This is a genomic window from Shewanella goraebulensis, assembly GCF_030252245.1.
Classification (GTDB): Bacteria; Pseudomonadota; Gammaproteobacteria; order Enterobacterales; family Shewanellaceae; genus Shewanella; species Shewanella goraebulensis.
This window is the reverse complement of sequence record NZ_CP126972.1, coordinates 1,135,619-1,153,465: the sequence shown is the minus strand read 5'-3', so window position 1 is coordinate 1,153,465 and position 17,847 is coordinate 1,135,619. Positions and strand designations below refer to the sequence as shown.

The 17,847-nt window shown below is 41.6% G+C and carries 14 protein-coding genes; 3 read left to right on the top strand and 11 right to left on the bottom strand.

The window, feature by feature from the left end; translation table 11 throughout:
- The first annotated feature begins 292 nt into the window (after positions 1-292).
- Positions 293-781, top strand: a complete 489-nt coding sequence (locus QPX86_RS04705) for a TFIIB-type zinc ribbon-containing protein (RefSeq protein ID WP_285164492.1) — start codon at positions 293-295, stop codon at positions 779-781.
- 151 nt (positions 782-932) lie between these two features.
- Here QPX86_RS04705 and QPX86_RS04700 read toward each other — a convergent pair whose 3' ends face one another.
- The 11 genes from QPX86_RS04700 to norV form a co-directional block, all read right to left on the bottom strand.
- Positions 933-1,925: a hypothetical protein gene (locus tag QPX86_RS04700; RefSeq protein ID WP_285164491.1), complete on the bottom strand. Its 993-nt coding sequence runs from the start codon at positions 1,923-1,925 to the stop codon at positions 933-935.
- 499 nt (positions 1,926-2,424) lie between these two features.
- Positions 2,425-4,611, bottom strand: a complete 2,187-nt coding sequence (locus QPX86_RS04695) for an OsmC domain/YcaO domain-containing protein (RefSeq protein ID WP_055024842.1) — start codon at positions 4,609-4,611, stop codon at positions 2,425-2,427.
- A 169-nt stretch (positions 4,612-4,780) separates the two neighbouring features.
- Positions 4,781-5,488: a flavin reductase family protein gene (locus QPX86_RS04690; RefSeq protein ID WP_285164490.1), complete on the bottom strand. Its 708-nt coding sequence runs from the start codon at positions 5,486-5,488 to the stop codon at positions 4,781-4,783.
- Between the two features lie 136 nt (positions 5,489-5,624).
- The gene (locus QPX86_RS04685) at positions 5,625-7,196 is read right to left on the bottom strand and encodes a cryptochrome/photolyase family protein (RefSeq protein WP_285164489.1); all 1,572 of its coding nucleotides are present in this window, start codon (positions 7,194-7,196) and stop codon (positions 5,625-5,627) included.
- Positions 7,197-7,288: 92 nt separating this feature from the next.
- Positions 7,289-7,435 carry a DUF2256 domain-containing protein gene (locus QPX86_RS04680; RefSeq protein WP_285164488.1) on the bottom strand — a complete coding sequence of 49 codons (147 nt, stop codon included), beginning with the start codon at positions 7,433-7,435 and terminating at the stop codon, positions 7,289-7,291.
- Positions 7,435-8,886: an FAD-binding domain-containing protein gene (locus QPX86_RS04675; protein WP_285164487.1), complete on the bottom strand. Its 1,452-nt coding sequence runs from the start codon at positions 8,884-8,886 to the stop codon at positions 7,435-7,437. The genes QPX86_RS04680 and QPX86_RS04675 overlap by 1 nt, the downstream gene beginning before the upstream one ends.
- Positions 8,886-10,274 carry a DASH family cryptochrome gene (locus QPX86_RS04670; RefSeq protein ID WP_285164486.1) on the bottom strand — a complete coding sequence of 463 codons (1,389 nt, stop codon included), beginning with the start codon at positions 10,272-10,274 and terminating at the stop codon, positions 8,886-8,888. The genes QPX86_RS04675 and QPX86_RS04670 overlap by 1 nt, the downstream gene beginning before the upstream one ends.
- A 288-nt stretch (positions 10,275-10,562) precedes the next feature.
- On the bottom strand, positions 10,563-10,853 hold the full coding sequence (locus QPX86_RS04665; protein WP_374758483.1) for a hypothetical protein: 291 nt from the start codon (positions 10,851-10,853) through the stop codon (positions 10,563-10,565).
- 153 nt (positions 10,854-11,006) lie between these two features.
- Positions 11,007-11,342: a DUF1971 domain-containing protein gene (locus QPX86_RS04660; RefSeq protein ID WP_220753199.1), complete on the bottom strand. Its 336-nt coding sequence runs from the start codon at positions 11,340-11,342 to the stop codon at positions 11,007-11,009.
- A 90-nt stretch (positions 11,343-11,432) separates the two neighbouring features.
- Positions 11,433-12,587: an NADH:flavorubredoxin reductase NorW gene (norW, locus tag QPX86_RS04655; protein ID WP_285164485.1), complete on the bottom strand. Its 1,155-nt coding sequence runs from the start codon at positions 12,585-12,587 to the stop codon at positions 11,433-11,435.
- Positions 12,588-12,628: 41 nt separating this feature from the next.
- Positions 12,629-14,077 (bottom strand): anaerobic nitric oxide reductase flavorubredoxin, encoded by a 1,449-nt coding sequence (gene norV / locus QPX86_RS04650; protein WP_220753201.1) that lies wholly within the window; start codon positions 14,075-14,077, stop codon positions 12,629-12,631.
- A 236-nt stretch (positions 14,078-14,313) separates the two neighbouring features.
- Here norV and norR point away from each other — a divergent pair, with 236 nt between their 5' ends.
- Positions 14,314-16,008 (top strand): nitric oxide reductase transcriptional regulator NorR, encoded by a 1,695-nt coding sequence (gene norR, locus QPX86_RS04645; protein ID WP_285164484.1) that lies wholly within the window; start codon positions 14,314-14,316, stop codon positions 16,006-16,008.
- Between the two features lie 272 nt (positions 16,009-16,280).
- Entirely contained in the window at positions 16,281-17,822 is a 1,542-nt protein-coding gene (locus QPX86_RS04640) for an ATP-binding response regulator (RefSeq protein WP_285164483.1), read from the top strand.
- The last annotated feature ends 25 nt before the right edge of the window (positions 17,823-17,847 follow it).

Here is a 17,847-nt window from a genome sequence, read left to right as displayed (position 1 = left end):
TCTATAATTGACAATGTAAATATTGGGGAAAGTAAAAAGTTTATTTAGGCAATATCAATTGCTGCAGAGGTTTTTTGAATGAAACTAAAATGAGTTTACTGGCGATCTAATTGTTGGGTTAGACACGTTTAATTATGCAAAATATGCTACTGATGGCTGTAAAGCTTAATCGTCAATTTGCTAAACCTAACTCTATTTTAAAGCTTTACCAATACACCCATTAAAAGTAACTTAACAGCAAATTAATCTTTATAATGAAGCATATAAACCTAGCAGTTAAAGGAGTAACGACATGAAATGCCCAAGAACGGCGTCTGAACTAACACCTATCAAAGTCGGCGGTATAACGGTCGAGTTTTCCAAAGCCTCTGGTGGTGTCTTTTTTGACAATTATGAGCTGATGCATTTTGACGAAGAACATGAAAAGCGCGGTTCGGTGCTGGTAGAGCATTTATCTCAATTTACCCCATCTGCAATAGATTATAGCCAAAGAATTAATTGCCCGAAATGTCCCGATATCGTCATGCGCCGATATTTTTACAGTCCGAAAAATCAAGTAGAAGTGGATGAATGTCCTGGCTGTGGGGGGATTTGGTTTGACTATAATGAACTCGCAAAAATTAGGGAGCTCTTCCCTAATCAACAGGATCGAGACAAAGCTGGCAAAGACTTTGTACTTGCTATGCTAGAGACTAATATTCAGAAAAGCCATGATATGAAAATACAACAAAAAGACGCATTAGCTCAAAAATTACAACGATTATTTATGAGCGTTTTTTAAAAAATATTCGTGATCTCGACGAATTTATATAAACTTAAAAAGCGAACCATGAGGTTCGCTTTTTAATGTAAGCCAGTGACAAAATCAAATCATAATCAACAACTTAATTTAGCCACCACTGTTAGTGACTCACATTGATATGATATCAGTTTTATGGTTTTTCAATTAAGTCATAAGGCGTGCCGAGCGGATTGTTGTATAACGCTTTAAGCACTGCTTTGGCTCCATCCCCCCAAGCTGCGCCATGACCATAATCTTCAAAATGATCGGCAAGGCCGATCAAGTGCCCCAACTCATGATCAATAATGCTATTACTGACATTATTCAGGTTATTGCACGTGCCCGATACTACGCCTAAATTGACCCACACAAAGCCTTCATTACTCAAATAACCCTCTGAGTCTATGACTTGTGATGGAATGTAGTTTGTTTTAGGTGCATAGCTCACCGAACCTTTAGAGTCGCCACAGTTTTTGTAAACCACATTGGAGCCAACAGACATAATAATGCCACCTGCAACATGTGGATTCTCTTTAATCAGTTGTTTATAAGAGGTAGCAACACCATCTGCACTCAACTTACTGTCATTCGTCATATAGCTGCCGTTATATAAATCATCTCGGCTAACAGCGAATTCATCCTCTACATGAATATCGACATACAGTATTTCACGTTGAAAAATCCGCTGACCAATTGTGCTTTCAATACGTTTTGCAGAATCAATCAATCGGCTTTCCCAGTCACTGCTGTAAGAATAGGCTTTATTAATAATCAATGGGATCAAATCTTGTTCAGGGTTTGTGGCTTCATTGAAGGTTTTAAAACGCACGGTTTTATTATCTAAATCAAGCGCCTGATAGTTTTCTACCCAATCCTCATCGTACCCTACTCGGCCATCAAATGATGTCTCTGCACACACTTGCACAGCAAGGCTTCCATTGAAGCAATAGCCTAAACGAGGACTAATACTTGGCAAGTCGTAGTCCATATACGCACGACCTTCAAAGGCGGTGTTTTGATCGTATAAAGCGCCATTTGATGCGGTTAGACTTTTTTGAATGTAGTTATTATTGATCTCAACATCATCACAACCCAGTAAAAACACTACTGAAGCAGCTAACATCGTCACTTTTATCTTTGTCATTATCATGTCACTCTGAAAGAAATATTTTGAGTTTATTGTTATTTCTCATCATGTTAATCAACCTGAATGACAAACAAGCCTAAAACCGCTAAAAACATTCTTATTCAACAGCTTAGTTACAAAAACAAAGAGAAAATATCAACATAACCATCAAATAACACCCACCAGCAAACCTTACTCAAACAATTGTATATTTGTGCAATCACTATGGTTGAACAACAAGGTTACAACTTCAAAGTACACACGAACATTACCGCAACCCGATGTAAATCATGATAAATAGTACTTTGGGAATAAGTAGTGCTTTGACGATAAAGAGTGCTTTTGTTAGTGCAAGGGAATGAACTGAGCTGAGCTGAAATCAAATGAAATGAATGCTGAAAATTAATGAAGCAATAACTTGCTAAAATAACAATAAAAATGCCCATTAGTGAGTCACTAACGGGCATTTAATTCATTTCAATAAAACGCGATTTAGCATTATTAAGCAGCGTTGAGCTTATAACTTAGCAGCCAATTTACGCGCTTGATGCAGTTTCTTATAGCTTTCAATCAAGCGTAAATGAGGCTCAATGCCTTCAAGGTTGATGCTGGTTTCAGTTAGGCCATAGAATCTCACTTCACCTGTTACGCTACCAACCACATTTTGCATCACTTCTTCGCCGAACATACGGGTAAAGTTATGGATAAAGTGCTCAAGTTCCAGCTCTTCATCTAACTCAACTTCTAATACAGCATTAACAGCTTGATAGAATAAGCCACGCTCAACCGTATTATCGTTAAATTGCAGGAAGTCTTCGACTAACTCAAGGGCTTCTTCAAGAGCACCTAATGCAAGGTAAATTAAGATTTTTAACTCAATAATCGTTAACTGTCCCCAGACGGTATTTTCATCAAACACAATACCAATCATGGTGCGAATGTCAGTGTAGTTATCTTGCTGACTTTCATCTAAACGGTTAACCAAATCCACCAGCTCTTCATCAGATAAACGATGCAGATTTAAAATATCTTCACGATAATCTAAGGCTTTATTGGTGTTATCCCAAATCAGGTCTTCCACAGGGTAAACTTCAGAAAAATCAGGGACCAACATACGACAAGCTGATGCACCTAACTGGTTAAACTCAGCGGTATACACCTCTTTACCTAAGGCTTCTAAGATGCCGAATAAGCCGTTTGCCTCTTCTTCAGATGTACCTGAGAAGTCCCATTCACAGAATTCATATTCTGAATTGCTGCTAAAGAATCGCCATGAAACCACACCGGTTGAGTCAATAAAGTGCTCAACAAAGTTCTCTGGCTCACTCACTGCCATGCTGTTAAATGTCGGCTTTGGCACGTCATTTAAGCCTTCAAAGCTGCGGCCTTGCAGTAACTCAGTAAGGCTGCGCTCTAATGCCACTTCAAAGCTTGGGTGTGCGCCAAATGAAGCAAAAACGCCGCCCGTTTTAGGGTTCATTAAGGTCACGCACATCACTGGGAATTCACCACCAAGTGAGGCATCTTTTACCACAACAGGGAAACCTTGCTCTTCTAACCCTTTAATACCCGCAAGAATGCTTGGATACTTTTCTAATACGGCCATTGGTACATCAGGAAGGACAATTTCTTGCTCAATGATTTGGCGTTTAATGGCTCTTTCAAAGATTTCAGACAAGCACTGCACTTGGGCTTCTTGCAGGTTATTACCTGCGCTCATGCCGTTACTTAAAAATAAATTTTCAATCAGATTTGATGGGAAATAGACCGTTTCACCATCGCTGTGACGTGTGTAAGGAATCGTGCAAATACCGCGCTCAATATTGCCTGAGTTAGTATCAATCAAATGCGAGCCATTTAACTCTTCATCTGGGTTATAAATTTCAAGGGTGTACTCGTCTAAAATGCCTTGTGGTAAAGCATCGTCTTCTTCAAGTTCAAACCACTTTTCATTGGGGTAATGAACAAACTCGCTGTTGGCGATCTCGTTGCCAAAAAACTGATCGTTATAGAAGAAGTTATTGTTTAAACGTTCAATGAACTCGCCTAACGCTGAGCATAATGCACTTTCTTTGGTTGCACCTTTACCATTGGTAAAACACATTGGCGATGCTGCATCACGAATATGTAATGACCACACGTTAGGGACGATGTTGCGCCACGATGAGATTTCAATTTTCATCCCAAGATCAGCCAGCATCCCGGTCATATTTTTAATGGTTTCTTCAAGCGGTAAGTCTTTACCTAAAATGTAGGTAGACTCATCACCATCAGGTTGCCCCATTAGCATGGCGTTCGCATCACTATCGAGGTTTTCAACCGTTTCTATTTTAAATTCAGGGCCTGTTTGCACGACCTTTTTTACCGTACAACGGTCAATGGAACGTAATATGCCGGTACGATCTTTCTCTGAAATATCATCAGGCAGTTCAACTTGAATTTGAAAAATCTGGTTGTAACGATCTTCAGGGTCAACAATGTTGTTTTGCGATAGGCGAATATTATCGGTCGGAATATCACGGGCTTTACAATAAACCTTGATGAAGTAAGCCGCACATAACGCAGATGATGCAAGGAAGTAATCAAACGGACTTGGCGCTGAACCATCACCTTTATAGCGAATAGGCTGATCGGCCGTAACCGTAAAATCGTCAAACTTGGCTTCGAGCCTTAAGTTATCGAGAAAGTTAACTTTGATTTCCATTGAATACACCCACAACTTGCTTAGCTAATATGTTTAAATCAGCGCTAACGATCGCGCCTATCTATCGAATGGGGTGAATTATCGGTGTTTTTGCTCCATTAGTCTTGGATTAATTAAAATAAAACTCGATTGTGGCTGATTATCCGCTATTTTCCGCCATCAGCTACAATCAAATATCCAGTGCTTGTACTGGCCTATCGACTTTGGCATAGCTCAAGCGTGATAATCTGGTCGTCGTATGATAACTATCAAGCCCCGACACTGCTGCGGTATTTATCGACTCGATATCAATATAACCATCATCTTTCACTGCAATGTTATCCACTAATACATGGCTGACTTCGCCAATCACCAATATCGTATTGTTGATAGTTAACGGCGTAATCTCCCGCACTGACAGCGAAAACTTTAGCTGGCTTTGTTGAACAAATGGCGCAGCAACTCCATCAATATAGGTTTCTGTAAGCCCTACTGCATCAAACTCTGAAATAGCATCATCGTACCTAGCCGAAGTTTGGTGTGCCTGCTGATAAATATCTGCCGATACGTGGTTGATGGTGTAAACCCCAGTGCGTTTGATATTGGCTAAGGTATTTCGGGGAACAGCTTTATTATCAGCGTCGTTGATGTTCGCTTTTTTGAGGGTGTTTTTTACTGGAGGCTGCACAGCGGTTGGGCGAATGATCATACCGACTAAGGCAGGTGATGCGCCAATGTGAAACACCGAGCTTATCATCGCCAAATTAGTGATGCCTTGCTCGTCAATTGTTGCCACTAAATTGGCACTTTTAAACCCTGATAAGCTATTAATAAACCTTGCTCGTTGACGATCTGCAAAGCCATTAATGTCTGCTGAACTGAAATGCTTAATTGCCATAATATGGTGACGTTTCCTGTAAGTTGTAAAATAAATCCAAGCGAGACTTAGCCCTGATTTAAAGTAAAAGTTCTCGGTGCCAATGTGTCGAGACTGAGATTGAGATTGAGACTGAGCATTAGACTGAGACTGAGCATTAGATATTATCTAAATTGGCTAATAACCCGTGGGCATGCTTAAGTATACGAGCCCTATCTGCTTCTGGTTTTTTAAGCCAATTGGCATACACCATTCTAGTGCGAGGGTTGGCATTAAAACTGTGTTGATGCTTATCCATAAAGTGCCAATACATCGAGTTCAGCGGGCACGCATCCTCTGTGTCAATTTGATTCACCTTGTAGTGGCAGTCTGTGCAATAGTCGCTCATTTTTTTAATATAGTTACCGCTAGCGGCATAGGCTTTTGAGCCAACAATGCCACCATCAGCAAACTGGCTCATCCCTCGGGTATTGGGCATTTCAACCCACTCAATCGCATCAATATAAATACCTAAATACCACTGGTCTACTTCATCCGGATGAATGCCAGCAATCAGGCAAAAGTTACCCGTGACCATTAAACGCTGAATATGATGAGCATAGGCATAATCGAGGGATTGTTTAATGGCATGATGTTGACAATTCATCTTGGTATTAGCGTCCCAAAACCAACTAGGCAAAGCTTGGGTAGCATCTAAATGGTTTAACTGTTGATACTCGGGCATATTGGCCCAATACACGCCACGGACAAATTCACGCCAACCTAAAATTTGACGAACAAACCCTTCAATTTGAGCTATTGAGATGGCACCCTCTGCTTGGCGATAAGATGCAATCGCGGTGTCGACCACATGTTGTGGACTGAGCATTTTGCTATTAATGGCAAAGGATAACCGAGAGTGGTATAGACTCCATTGTCGCTGAGAAAGCAAGGTATCAAGTTGGCCTGTCATCGCATCTTGAAATTGGCCAAAACGCACTAAACAAACGCGACAAAAATACACTAATAAATCCTGTGCCTCCTGACGTGTTACTGGCCAAAGCAAGGTCTGTGACATTTTACCTATGGTGTGAATGTCATGGCGTTTTAGCCGTGCAATTATTTCGCTAACATCATGACTAAAGACTAACGCTTCGGGTACATGTTCAAAGTCGGCAGGAGTTAACTTTTTCCTGTTTTCAGCATCATAGTTCCATTGCCCACCTTCTGGATTGTCTCCATCCATCAGTAAATTAACGCGTTTACGCATCTTGCGATAAAAGTGCTCTAAACGGTGTTTCTTACCCGCTTTGAAGTACTCATTGAGCTCTGAATCAGACAAATAAAAGTGTTCAGTTTCGTAGGCTTGAGTCGTAACGCCTGTGTTGAAATTCATGTCATTCGCTAACTGCTCTCGCAGGCGATACTCATCAGGCAACTGATACTCAAACTGCGTAACTTGGTATTGCTCAATCAGGCTATGAAATAATTCAGGTAAATCTGTAAATGACGCAGTGTCATCTAACGTTAAATAGCACACACGATGCCCAGCTTGCTGCAATGCCTTAGCAAAGGCGGCCATTGCCGCAAAAAAAGCACATACCTTTTGCCCATGATGACGGGTGTAGTTTGTTTCTTGTTTTAGCTCAGCAATAACATATAAAGTCTCTGGACAGGTCTGACGAAACCAAGAGTGTGACGCATTAAGTTGATCGCCTAAAATCAGTCGTAATCGATTGGCTGTTTTCATGACGTTTCCCTTTTAACTAATGGCTTATTAGCTAATTCAGCCTTAGTAAGTGTTGTATTCAAGTGTACGGTTTTCGCTGAGCTTACAATGACTTATCGTCTTTCACCCGCACAGCGCTTAGAGCAGTACTTCACATTAGGCCAATCCCGCTTCCATTTTTTACGCCAACTAAATGGTCGCTGGCACACTAGACATATTTTGTTTGGTAAGGTTCTTTTTATCCCTTGTGATTTTCTCATCAGTCCTGCCTAACATGTCGCTGCAACAAGCGTTGGGCCTCTTGCTTGACTTGAGGTCGGCTGCGCCATTGCCACAATAGGCTTTGCGCAGCTTTATAGCTTTGGCTTAGGTCGACGATTGGCTCAGGGTATTCAATACCGAGTTGCACTTGATGCATCATTTGCTCCATTGGTGACAACATCCAAGGTGAATGCACTAAAGGAGCTGGAATATCTGCCAGTTCAGGTAACCACTTTTTGACAAACTCGCCATCAGAATCTTTTTCGATACCTTGCTTTACAGGGTTATAAATCCGAATGGTATTGATGCCAGTAACCCCAGCTTGCATTTGGAATTGGCTGTAATGGATCCCTGGCTCAAAGTCTAAAAACAGCTGGGCAAGATGCTGCACACCTAAACGCCAATCAAGCTGTAAATGATGGGTCAGAAAACTCACTAACATGGCACGCATTCTAAAGTTGATATAGCCCGTATGAATTAAACATCGCATACACGCATCCACCATAGGAATACCTGTTTTACCGGTTTTCCAAGCCTCTAACTTGAGCATAGCAGCGACCCCTTCGGCTCGTGGTAAATCAATGTAGCCACGATTGACCGGTCTAAACTCCATTGCTGATTCACTTTCAAACTTTTGGATAAAATGGCAATGCCAGTGCAGCCTTGAGCTTAACGCCACCAGACTGCGTCGCCAGCCTTTGGTGTTCCAGTGTTGTAAAAGTTGCTGGTATACCTGACGCAAACTTATATTGCCCCACGCCAAATATGCCGACAGGCGTGAACAGTGGGTTTGGCTTAACAGTGGGCTCGATAATGAGTAGGCATAAGATTGGCCACGCCCTTCAAAAAACGACGTTAGCGTTTGCCAAGCTGATTGTTCGCCACCATATTGAAATGTGCCTATAGCGTTGGGCAGCGAGGCAGCACATCGACTCAATGAACCTTTCGCTTCATCATCAATCAGCCAATCAATTACCGATAAATCAATATTTACCAAGGGCGCACGCATGACCTTTTGCCAGTGCTTGTCCCAATTTTGCCTATCAGATAAACCTCGTATCACTGCCGCATAGGGTGTTTCATGCCAATCAATGCCTTGAATCTCACACCACTGCCCTACTTCGATGTCACGTTCAAAGGTACTATTAAGCCCCACCTCTTGATGTGAATATAACGCCGATATACCAAATTGCTGATGTAAGTCTGTTAAGGTTTCTGTCACGTTATCAAGGCTGCAACGTAACGCACCTTGAGGGACTCGGTGCTCGATATCCTGCAAGGATTGCTTAATAAACTGTAAGTGGCGAGCGGAAGTGTGTTTGTCGTTAACGACTATGGGCTCAAAACAATATAAAAGTAATACAGGCAAACCCGAATTAATTGCCTCCAATAAAGGCGCGTGATCAGACAAGCGTAAGTCTCGTTTAAGCCACACAACCGCTATAGGCATTAGCCAGCCTCCTGATGTTCTTGTGGCCAATCGACAGCATCAAGGCTATCTAAGTTTAACGCTAGCTCTTGCTGCCATTGCTCGCCCAACCAATGGCGAATAAAAACATGCTGAGGGTCGTACATGGATGTTTGTTTTTCGATATTGAAATGGCGACCACCACTTGGATCGACACCAACGCCAGCAATGTACTGCCAGTTTCCCCAGTTAGATGCCACATCATAATCAATCAACTGTTGCTCAAAATAGGCAGCGCCATAGCGCCAATCAAGGCCTAATTCATTCACTAAACAACTGGCTACAATCTGTCGCCCGCGGTTAGACATGTAACCCGTCGTATTAAGCTGTTTCATGCAAGCGTTGACCAAAGGATAAGGAGTATTACCTAAGCACCATTTTTTAAATCGCTCAGGGAAAAAACTCGTCAGAGGCTTGACTGTTGCTTGGCCTTTAAAATGAAATAACTGCGGGCCATGTTGCCAAGCAAGCCAATGAAAATACTCCCGCCAAAGCAGCTCAAAGCCTATCCAGTATGTAGACTCATTCGCGCCATGTATGCGCTCATATTGCTTTAGCTGTGACCATAACGCCCTTGCCGACACATTACCGATAGCAAGAAATGGACTGAATTTAGTCGAATGTTCAAAGCCATCGAGTGCATTACGAGTTTGTTTATAGTCGCTGGCGTAGTGACTCGAAAAATAATGCTCAATATGCTTATTAGCCGCCTTTTCACCGCCAGAAAATATAACGGAAGATGGCGCTTGAAACTGACTGAAGTCGGTTTCATATTGGCTAACTAAAGTGATTGGGTGTGGCGAAATACCATTGAAGGTATCGCAAGGTAACTCCACTGCTAACTTCGCCTTTTCAACTTTACGGCGAAACTGCGAGAAGCTGCTCATTGCATCAATATAAGGCGTCATTTGTTGTTGATTGAACAAACCATTATTCCACTGTGCAAGTAGAGTGACATCTGGCAGGTTTTTACCTATTTGCTGCCAAGATTGCCTTTCATCCCAGCCCACTGATTTACTGTAACCTAGCGCATTTATGCGGTTTTGTTCGGCCAACTGAGTAACCACTGCAACAGGATTACCAAAATATAACTGCAATGAGTGCCCTAATACACTGAGCTGTTGTTGAAGGTCTGCCAAGGATTGCAGTAAAAAACTGAGTTTGTGTGGCCCCATTGATTGCTGCTGGTAACATCTTGGTGTAAACCATTGCTCATCAAACACATAGGCAAAAGCCAAACTTGGCGTTTGCTGGTTTGAGCGACCACCATGCTGCACTGATTGCGCGTGACGCAATAACGAATTCAGCGCCACGTTGTCGTGTAAGCGAAGGTCTTGAGTAAACACAAATAAGCAGCGATTGTCTGACAAAACACACCCTAGAGATTATTCAAACATGCTATTGATACGAAGCGCACACCTGAAAGGTTTACTAGAAAAGTGAACAACTAATTGAGAGGTGGGAAGATCTGTACTGAACAATAACAAATAGACTTATACCGCTTTGCTAAAGTTTATGCCGCTTTGCTATGGTTTATAGCGCTTTGCTAAGGCTTAAGTCGCTCTGTGATAGTTTATGCCGCTTTGCTAAGGCTTATGCCGCTCTGCTATGGTTTAAGTCGCTCTGCTATGGCTTTTGATTCACAGCTAAGGGAGATGTTAGGGATCGTTGGGCTGCGCTTTGGTGTGAGACTTGCGACTGGCATTTTGTTGCTGCTCAAGTTCACGTTGATGGTTTTCATGATTAACCAGCACTAGGGTTAAATACATTTTCGTCGGCAATGACAACACCATCCCAAATGCCACACACATGGCGCTGAGAATAATCCCCTTTACTCCCATCACTTCAACAGTGTGGTTAAAGTTATGTAGATAAATACCAAGTAAAATCAGACAAATGCCACAACAAATACAAGTTCTAAGTATCACTATTAACGTTGAGCTTTTTATCATCGTTCACGTCCTTGATAATAAAATCTAGCGGGATAATGACAGGGGTTATCTCATCTTACAAAAAACCGCAGATAAAAACAGCTCGCTCAACAATCAAAGCTTGTCCCAACGGGCCAAGCCTTCACTGCCAGCAAAGATAGGTGATTGCCATTATTTTGCGTTAAACATTTTCTCGCCTGACTTATCCTTATCAGACCAAAAGTTAATATTAAATTGTGCATCATCACTGAGTTCAATACGATGCCAATACTCTGGTGGACTGGTGGCAAAACTGCCTGCAGGAATAACCACTTTGACCTCTGGTTCCGTAGCCTCAGAATCGGCAAAACCGTAATAAGTGACCACACCTTCCATGACGCATAACTGCCCAAATACACCAGCGGCCGTATTATGATGACTCAATAATGCTGCTGGCACCGTTTCTTTGGTAAAAAATGGCGTTGAGCGTTGGATTTTCCAATGGCTAGGAATACGTTGATGGCTCATATAAATCTCCTCATAAGCAGGCTTATTTACCGCCTACACTAGTTCAGTATTAATTGAGTATTAGCTGTTTGAACACTCATAAATTGACGACTAATTAATTAGCACTTTTCTCAATAACGAAAACGCCTGCTGCACATGGTTATTCGTGACCACAAACCCTGTCATATTGTCATTTTCATCAAAGGCTTCAGCACTGACACTTTGTTGATTAAAGTTGACCTTCCAAGCAGAATCAGTACTAAATTGACCACCCACTTGAATCGGATATGAAGGTGTTTTCACTTTCACCATCATTGGCGGTAATTTAAGTTCAGACTCTTGTCCTAAAAGCTGTTTAGCGAGGACATTGGCGCTAAGTACTATCGGTTGTAAGTAAGCCATGACTTTGCCGTTTATTTCCGCACAATCACCTAAAGCATAAACCTGACTATCTGAGGTCATCAATTGGCTATTGACCATAATGCCGCGATTAACATCGACACCAGCTTGCTTAGCTAACTGAGTGTTAGGTCTAAGCCCTGCTGCAGATATCACGCAATCAACCTGAAACTGTTTACCCGTTTTAGTCACCACATTCAGTTTGTTCGAGCCAGATAGATAGCCTTGTAGCTGAACAGTGGTAACCGCATCATTTAACGATAATCTCACTCCACCACTCAGTAGCTGCTGCTCAAGTTTGAGTGCAACAAAATCAGGGGCGACATTAGCCAATATTCTGCCATTGGGTTCAACTACAACCACTTGCTTACCACTGGCTTGTAAATCCATCGCAAGCTCAATACCAATAAGTCCTCCCCCCATAATCAACACAGCATTAGCTGAGTTAATCTGCTCCTGAGATCGTTTATATTCTGCAAGGCTATTTAACGTCAGCACTTTTCCTGCGCCATCACCTAACACTGGCGGTACAAAAGCGCTGGCGCCTGTAGCGAAAACCAGTTTCGAATATGGGTATGCTTGCCCATTAACGAAAATACTTTGTGCTTGGGTATCAATGTCATCAACCCAAGTATTAGCAAATAAGCTGACCTTGTATTGCTTTGCAAATGCAGCTCCAGATTGAAGTACTAGGGCATCTGCATCTTGCTTTTTAGTAAATACATGACTTAAATCGGGCTTGTTATATTCATCACCGTTATCGCCAGTAAAAACCTGAATAGCCACTTCGTTATCTTGTCTACGAATATTTTTAATCAATTGATAGGCAGCAAAACCACTGCCAATGATGATAATTGGAGCTGTCATCATGATATCCTCAACCTGTAACTCATCAATACAAACGCGAATTAAGCGTTATGCTCTGCAAACACATCTTTACCTAAGTTGCATTCAGGACAGAGAAAGTAATCAGGCACATCCGCCCAACGCGTTCCCGCTTCAACACCTTGATTAGGCTCACCGATGGCAGGATCATAAATCCAGTTACACACAGTACAAATCATGCACTGACAATCTGCAGGATGTTGCTCAGGCGCTGTTGACTCTGACAATGCCATTTCATTTTGAACCTCAACAGATTGCACATCAGGTGATAACGCATGCAAAGCCCACTGCTTAGCAATTTGGCGACCATGTTCACGACACTCGCGCATGGCTTTGCCATCTGGGCGCCATTTGGTTTTTAAACTGATTGCAGTTTCAAAACCCGCATCAGTTAAGCGTGCATGAATGCGATCTACAGCGCCGCCATTCCAGCCATAGCTACCAAAGGCTGCTGCTTTTTTCTCTTTAAAGCGAAGGCCGGTGATTTCTTCGAGCATGCCAGCAATCTTAGGCATCATTACGTTGTTCATCGTTGATGAGCCAACTAATACGCCTTTTGAACGGAAGGTATGCGATAAGATTTCATTCTTATCATGCTTTGACACATTAAACACTTTTACCGCTACTCCGGGGTCTACATCATGGATCCCTTGAGCAATGGCATCAGCCATCATGCGGGTGTTGTTTGACATGGAATCGTAGAAAATGGTGATTTTGTCTTCTTGATAATTATCCGCCCACTCAAGGTATTGATGAATGATTTGCGTTGGGTTATCACGCCAAACAATGCCGTGCGAAGTAGCAATCATGTCCACTGGCACATTAAAGCTTAATACTTCATGGATTTTAGCCGTTACTAGGCTACTAAACGGGGTAAGAATGTTGGCGTAGTAGCGTAAGCACTGCTCTTTTAATTCATTTTGATCGACTTCATCGTTAAATAAATGCTCATCGCAATAGTGCTGACCAAAGGCATCGTTACTAAATAGCACTGCATCTTCTGTCATGTAAGTCATCATACTGTCAGGCCAATGCAGCATTGGCGCTTCAATAAATATCAGTTGTTTACCATTACCAATATCCAAGCTTTCACCGGTTTTAATGGTCTTGAAGTTCCATTCTGGGTGATGATGATGCCCAACAATCGAATCGATTGCCGCTTCTGTACAATAGATAGGTGTATTAGGAATTTTTTCCATTAAGGCTGATAACGCACCCGAGTGATCTTCTTCAGCATGGTTAATCACAATGTAGTCGATAGTATTTAAATCGATTTCCATTGCTAAGTTTTGAATAAACTGATGACTAAAACGATGATCGACGGTATCAATTAAAACGGTTTTTTCTTCACGGATCAGATAGCTGTTATAAGAGGTGCCACGGGTCATTTTATATTCGGTGCCGTGAAAATCTTGAATTTCCCAGTCACGTTGTCCGACCCAATGAATGTTGTTTTTTACATGAATAGTCATAATCTAATACCTAGTGCTTCAAATAGTAATCGAGTTAAATAATTTGTTATTTCGTTTCCTATTTGAGTAATTGCACTAGACGTGCCAATTGTATAAACCATTAAAAAATAACGAATTGGTAAATACCATCCCAGCAAACCATGTCATAATGACAAACTTTACTTTTGTCAAAGTGACACTACAATTGTCATATTGACAAACTTTCAATTAACTCGCTGGGCGAAAGAGTACTGCTGATGATTTCTTTAATGGTGCAATGGCAAAGTATTACCCAAGACTTAAACTCAGGGCTCACAACCCCCGATAGATTCGATCGTTTACTCGCCACCATTCGTCAGGTGTTAAATTGCGATGCCTCGGCGCTTTTATTGTATCAAGATCAGCAATTCACCCCATTAGCTATCAATGGCTTAGCGGATGATGTACTCGGTCGCCGCTTTGTCATCGATGATCACCCTCGCCTTGAAGCCATAGCTCGCGCTGGCGATATCGTTCGATTTCCAGCTGATAGCCACCTTGCCGATCCTTATGATGGCTTAATCTCAAACCATGATGAAAAGCTGCAGGTGCATTCATGTATTGGGTTACCACTGCTGATTGATGACCGCCTCATTGGTGCAATTACCATTGATGCCTTTGACCCTGGTCAGTTCGATTTACTGCGCAACGAAGATTTACGCTTTGTTAGTGCCCTTGCTGCCAGCGGCTTGCACACGGCTTTACTCATTGAGCAATTAGAAAAACAAACCAGTGTTTCAGCAATTGAAAATCAAACTCTCACCTCACGCCGTGGCGACAGAATTGAAATGATTGGTCAGTCAGCCAATATGCAAGCGCTAAAAGAGCAAATAAATGCCGTGGCCAATACCGATTTGACTGTACTTATCATGGGGGAAACCGGTGTTGGTAAAGAGCTTGTCGCCAGTGCTATTCATCAGCAATCGAACCGTGCAAGCAATCAACTAGTTTATTTAAACTGTGCAGCTTTACCTGAATCGGTAGCTGAAAGTGAGTTATTTGGCCATGTTAAAGGCGCGTTTACTGGTGCTATCAGCAACCGCAAAGGTAAATTTGAACAAGCCGATGGCGGCACCTTGTTTCTAGATGAAATCGGCGAGTTATCACTGTCGTTGCAAGCTAAATTATTGCGAGCACTGCAATATGGTGACATCCAGCGTGTGGGTGATGACCGCCATATTAGGGTTAATACCCGTATCGTCGCAGCGACCAATCGCAGCATGCACGAAGAAGTTAAAGCAGGTAGATTTAGAGCCGATTTATACCATCGTTTAAGCGTATTCCCCATCGCAGTGCCACCTCTTCGGGAACGTGAAGGTGATGTCATTCTACTAGCAGGATTCTTTGCTGAGCGCATGTGCCGTAAGCTAAATCTTAGCAACATTCGTTTAAGTGAGTCGCTGACTCAAACCTTAAAAGACTACACTTGGCCGGGAAACATTCGCGAACTTGAGCACCTCATTAGCCGCGCTGCAGTATTAGCAAAGGCAAGTAGTAAGGCGCCATTAACTGCAGATAATAGACAGAAGGTTAAGCAAATCACCCTCGACATTGAGCATATTAATTTGCAAAGCTCGAGTGCTCACGGCTTGAATGATAATAGCTCGAATGAAAGTAGCTCGAATGAAAGTAGCTCGAATGAAAGTAGCTCGAATGACTATGGCTCAGGCTCAAATGCTAATGTCTCAAATGCTAGTGCCTCATATGCTAATAGCTCTGCTGGCAACATTTCTGATGCCAGCGCAAACTTCAGCTGTCAAAACTTCAAACAGGCCACCGAAGAATTTCAAAAGCAGTTAATTCAACAAAGTTACCAGCAAAATCAACAAAACTGGTCTGCCACAGCCCGTGAACTCGGTTTAGATACAGGTAACTTACATCGCTTAGCTAAACGTTTAGGCATAAAGCAGTAATCGATATGAAGAGTATTAATCAATATGAATAGTCTTAAATCTACAAATAGTATTAATCGACTTCCTAATTAATATGGTTTTTTGCATAGTCTGTCGGTCATGCTTAATAACAACAATTTCAATACTTTTGACCGACAAAGCTTGCTTAATTTACCTTTCAAACTCAACAAATCTCCTCTCAAATTAATTTGCACTTTGTTTCACAATGATTACTGAAAAGTAAATAAAAGCAGAGTATTATCTAATAACGTTCGAATTCTAGGAGTCATACTTTGCAGCCTGTTCACCTTATCAATAAATATTCAGGATTAACGGTGCTAATTGTCGATGACTTTCCTGCCATGTTGAAAACCGTTGGCAGCATGCTAATTTCCATAGGATTTAAAAAAGTGATTAAAGCAGCCCACGGTAAAGAGGCGCTGCAAATACTAGAAGAAGAAAAAGTAGACTTAATCATTTCAGACTGGAATATGCCTAAACTGAATGGCTTAGGACTTTTAAAAGCGATTCGTCAGGGCCAATCTGAACATCGTAATGTGCCATTTATGATGCTTACCGCCAATGTAAATCATAACGATGTTAGACAAGCTATCGAGCTTGGCGTAACAGAGTATCTTATCAAGCCATTTAATCAGTCTACACTCAAAGATAAGATTTCAAGTGCGTTCAATAGCCCAGTCAGACAAGTTGCAGTAAAAACAGTAAATGATAAGCCTGCTGAAAAAATCAAAGATATCAAGGCTGATTTATCCACATTATTAATTGTTGATGATAATGCTAATAACGTCGCTATTTTAACTGAGTTACTGAAAAGCCAATACAAATTAAAAGCTTGTTTATCTGGGCAGAAGGCATTAGATATTTGCCAGCAAGAAGTTAAACCTGACCTCATATTGCTTGATATTATGATGCCTGACATGGACGGACTTGAAGTGTGTAAACAGCTCAAGTCAGATCCGCTAACAGAGCATATCCCGATTATTTTTATCTCGGCTCTTTCCCAAGATAAAGATGTAATTAAAGGTCTAAATTTAGGGGCTGTTGATTACATTACTAAACCTATTTCACCAGAAATCACTAAAGCAAGAGTCGCCACCCATATACGCCTTGTAGAACAACGTAAAGATGTCAGTAAACAGCTTGATACTTTGCTTGAAAATGCCCGTTTGAAAGATGAAATAGAGCGGATCATGCATCATGATTTAAAAGGGCCTCTATCAACGATTGTTGCTGCTACAGAAATCATCGGCAGTAAAAATGTCGGTTGTAATGAAGAAGTCGAGATATTGCAAAGCTCTGCTTCTTCTATACAAAAAATGGTCGATGATCATATGCTGATTTACAAGCTTGAAAATAACTCAGCTCAATGTGATTCAGAGGCGATTAACGCATTTAAATTAATCAATGAAGTATTATTCGGGCTCAAGCCAAAAAGCCTAAGCCACCAAGTTTTTGTCTCAACGAAAATTGCCGCAGACGTACATTTTATTGGCGATAAAGTATTGAGTTTAAACTTGTTTCATAACCTCCTCGCTAATGCTATAGAAGCCGCACCAGAGAAAAGTAAAATTCATCTATCCCAATTAACTGATGAAAACTGGCTAACAATTAATATCCATAATGATGGGGAAATTCCGGCAAGAATTCAGCAACGTTTTTTTGATAAATTTGTGACTTCAGGTAAATCGAACGGAACGGGGATCGGCACTTATTCAGCTATGCTTTCAGCAAAAGCCCAAGGCGGAGATGTGGCTTTTACCAGTGATCTACAAAGTGGCACAACATTAAGTGTTCGCTTAAAACGATCGAAATAAATAAGCGACTCACCTATCGTGAGTC